We start from the raw sequence: 3,448 nt of genomic DNA, 5'->3' as shown, positions 1-3,448 counted from the left end.
GATCAATATCTTCTCCACCAGCAAGGCTGGTGGCTCCCTGTAGTGCTAAATCTGTAGCTGCTGATTTTCCTATGGCACCAAGCACCGTTCCAGCCCTGCCCGCTGGTGTAAACGCCAGCGCATTAGCCAGAAACGATGCCACGTCTTGCGGCGATAAACCCGGCTTGTTCAGAGCATAATCACCGGATGGCAGGGAAACGATAGTGTTACCCTTCTCATCCTGCCTTAATTTCGCTCCCATGCTCTGAAGAATCTTTTCCTGAGATGCGTCAGAGCCGAAAAGTTGAGACCATCGAGCTTTTAGAGCATCCATGCTGAGTGAGGTTAACTCTGGGGCAAGGTCGACATTTTGCAGTCTCTCCATCTCTGGAGTCATTCGGCTTTCGCCTGTTATAGCATCGCGCATAGCAGCCCCAAGACTGGCTCCCTGTTCTGCTGAACGCTCAAGCCCCTCTCTTTGCTGAGTAGCTAACTTTGCATACCCTGACGCAAGAGAATTATCAGATGATGTATGTTGAATATTTTGAGTTGCTGATTGGGATCGGTCTATTTCATTAGTTGATGGTAGTGGATAGGCAGCATAAAAAGCCTGCTTAGCCTGCTCTACACTTTCTCCGGCTTGCGGGGCAACGACTTCATTGAAGTATTGCTCCTGAGCCTGCGCTTTTTGTTCTGGTGCTAACGCCTGATACTGTGGAGAGGCGATAACATCTTTCCATGCTTTAGCCATTAATCACCCCATAGTGAAGAAAAGTTACTGCTGGCTGCTGGCTGTGATACCTGCTCAGATTGCGGCAATGTCTGCGACGAAGAAGAAGTTCCTCTGTCAACTGCTGAAATAACCCGCAAAGCATCATAAGCTCGACCAGAAGCAGCTTTCAGCGAATTGAACTGGTTTTCCATCTTCCGGCGCTTGGTATCAATGGTTTTTGTGGAGTCGCCAGGCTGAGGGAAATACATTTGATAATATTTTGACATTTCAGCAGGTGCGATAGCTGCCCCTGTTTCCTGACGGAGTATTGCCATTATTGCGTCATTAGCATTAACAACGTATTGCTGCTCTGTTGGGCTGAGCGTTAAGTTAGCCAGCGTCCCATTACCCAAAGCATTATTAATGATCGCCACTCGCTGTGGGCTAAGCTGGTCTTTCAGTGTATCTATTGAATCAAGAGCATCCCTAACCCTGTATGCAAATCCAGCAGCTTTTTTAGCCCCTTCTGGCGACTTTTCCATGATCTTTTGGGCTGTTGGCAAAGCTATTGGACGAAACCCATCTCCAGATATTGGCTGGTTTAGTTTTCCCTGCTCTTCACTTCCGTCTGTGTAGTATTTTGTGACAGTGCCATCATCGTTTTCTCTAACACTCATTAATTTTTTGGCGTTTGTATTAATTCCAGCCGCTGCCGCAAATGCCGCCGCCCCCTCTAGATCCGCCTTTAACATTTGAGCGTACTGATTGTAATTCTGCATTGCTGCTGTTGGTGCATATGCTGACGTTAACGCATTTGCTCGGCTAATATCCTGCCCTCTCGCCTGAAGTGCTTCGCCAGCCTGATTGCTGCGGATTGTCTCTGCCAACTTGCCACGCTCAATATCCCGACCTTCCATTTGATCTTTGATATCGAAATACTTCTCATGACCGAGAGAAAACAGTGCCATACTACCAGCAAGCCGCTGGAATCCCTGTGGATCATTAACATGCATTTCGGCAACAGACTCAGGAGAAATTCCCAAGCGACGCATTTCATCTTCGTTATCTGCTATGAATTTTCCAAATGCCCCAGTTCCGAGCGAAGATGCGATTTGAGCACTAGTCGCAAGATGACCAATAGAATTTCTCTGGTCGTCATCAATAAAGCCCATCCCTTTCTGAACGCTTTCAAATTCTTCTGGATACTCAGAAATAAGACTGCGCATTTTGTTTCTGTCTCCAGACTCAAAAGCCCCGGCATATGCTTTCTGAAACTCTGCTTTACGCTGTTGTTGACGTGCCTGCTGATTAATCTCAGCAACGCCTCTTAGCCCCTGTAGCGCCATTAAACCTACGTTTGGGTGCTGCTGATACTGCACAGGCTGAGGAACGGAAGAACGAGGAGCATTATCATTTTGCGGTGCCATGCTAGGCAGCCCGCCAAGTTGCCATGTCGCCATTAGAATCCAAGCCCCCCAACAAGACCAATAAGCCCACCACCAATAGCCCCGGCGACATTACCTATACCCGGAACAACGGAACCAAGTTGCGCACCCGCTAAAGCGCCTGATGCCGCCCCACCAATACCACGCGCAAGACTGGATGGCTGCTGCGCCTGACCTGCACGAATAGCGCCAAGCCCCTGCAAGAGTTGCCCGGTATTATTGGCGTAGTTTTGCCCTGCTGTTGCCTGCCCTGATGCCGCATTCATCCCGACATTTAGCAGGTTTCCATAATTTTGCATTTGCCCACTGAGCCAATTGTTATAAAGCATGGGCGCAATGGAAGATAACTGGTTACTGGTAGCTGTTGAGCCAAGCCCCCCGGTAGCTTCTGCTGAGACAAGGTTCTGATAACGGGCCTGATCTGCCTGTGTTTTATATAAACCAGAACCAAAGAAATCATTCGCGGCTTTATTCTGCCCTTCCAGAGTCATCAGTCCTTGCAGTTGTTGTAAAGCAGGCAATCCGACTTCTGCATACGGCTTGAGATTATTCATCACCGTATTCCACTGCTCGCGCTGCAAATCAATTGCCTGCTGCTGGGCCTTCGCCTGAGCTTTAGAGGCACCACCATCACCGCCTTTTTCGTATACGGCACGATTGAGATGTTTATGAGCTATATGGGTAATTAACATTCGCTGAATTCCTTATATTGTTGCCGAGTTAACTGATAAAGCGTTACGCCGACGGGTTTACCACATCTGATATAAGCATCATCAAGGTGACCAACACGGGTAGCGCCAAGCAAACGGATAATTGCCCGTCCATATTTCGTGGTGTCAGGAACCATAGTGATGCTGTTAAGGAATGGTGAGTTTTCGAGAAGCCATTTGCAGAATAATCGATGCCCTTGCAGTGCATATTCACCACGGAATCCGGGGTCGTACACCGCATGGCATTCAACAACGCTATGCCAGAAGTTACGCACTTCATGAACGCCAGCCAGCACTAATCCTTCGTAGATGCCGAGATATACCGCATCAGGCTTGATGTAGTACGTGTGCCCCGGCTCAACAATATTTTCGGTATTGCCTGGCTCGTTAAGAAAGGCCTGTAATCGCACAGGGTTATCAATAAATTTTAGTTCCATGCGATGCCATCCATTTTCACATACAGCCTGCCAGCGCCTTATCTATTAACCCTCGTGCAATTTCATGCAGAGTTGGCGCTACTCCAATTCCTGATTTTTTACGCTGCTCTTCCTGAATTTTCTTTATCGCTTCCATTTGCTTCTCACTTATCAATACCGGCTTTA

At 48.1% G+C, this 3,448-nt stretch carries 3 protein-coding genes and 1 pseudogene; all 4 read right to left on the bottom strand.

The genetic code is table 11. The annotated features are described in order from the left end of the window. Positions 1–730: pseudogene (locus tag RTW80_RS23310) on the bottom strand (injection protein); the annotation flags it as partial. Further along, on the bottom strand, positions 730–2,151 hold the full coding sequence (locus RTW80_RS23305; protein ID WP_025693499.1) for a phage DNA ejection protein: 1,422 nt from the start codon (positions 2,149–2,151) through the stop codon (positions 730–732). The gene RTW80_RS23305 and the pseudogene RTW80_RS23310, both read right to left, overlap by 1 nt. After that, a complete protein-coding gene (locus RTW80_RS23300; protein WP_000909175.1) occupies positions 2,151–2,828 on the bottom strand; it encodes a hypothetical protein in 678 nt (225 codons plus the stop codon). The genes RTW80_RS23305 and RTW80_RS23300 overlap by 1 nt, the downstream gene beginning before the upstream one ends. Continuing rightward, positions 2,822–3,283: a DUF2824 family protein gene (locus RTW80_RS23295; protein WP_000420674.1), complete on the bottom strand. Its 462-nt coding sequence runs from the start codon at positions 3,281–3,283 to the stop codon at positions 2,822–2,824. Before RTW80_RS23295 ends, RTW80_RS23300 begins: the two co-directional genes overlap by 7 nt. Between the last annotated feature and the right edge of the window lie 165 nt (positions 3,284–3,448).

This window comes from Escherichia sp. AM3, from assembly GCF_032029835.1.
Lineage (GTDB): Bacteria > Pseudomonadota > Gammaproteobacteria > Enterobacterales > Enterobacteriaceae > Escherichia > Escherichia coli.
Note: the sequence above shows the minus strand (reverse complement) of the source record. Positions and strands in the feature narration are given on the sequence as shown.

Bases quoted from the DNA above. Each gene is read 5' to 3' on its own strand.
- RTW80_RS23305 (WP_025693499.1), bottom strand. From the start codon at position 2,151: ATGGCGACATGGCAACTTGGCGGGCTGCCTAGCATGGCACCGCAAAAT.
- RTW80_RS23300 (WP_000909175.1), bottom strand. From the start codon at position 2,828: ATGTTAATTACCCATATAGCTCATAAACATCTCAATCGTGCCGTATAC.
- RTW80_RS23295 (WP_000420674.1), bottom strand. From the start codon at position 3,283: ATGGAACTAAAATTTATTGATAACCCTGTGCGATTACAGGCCTTTCTT.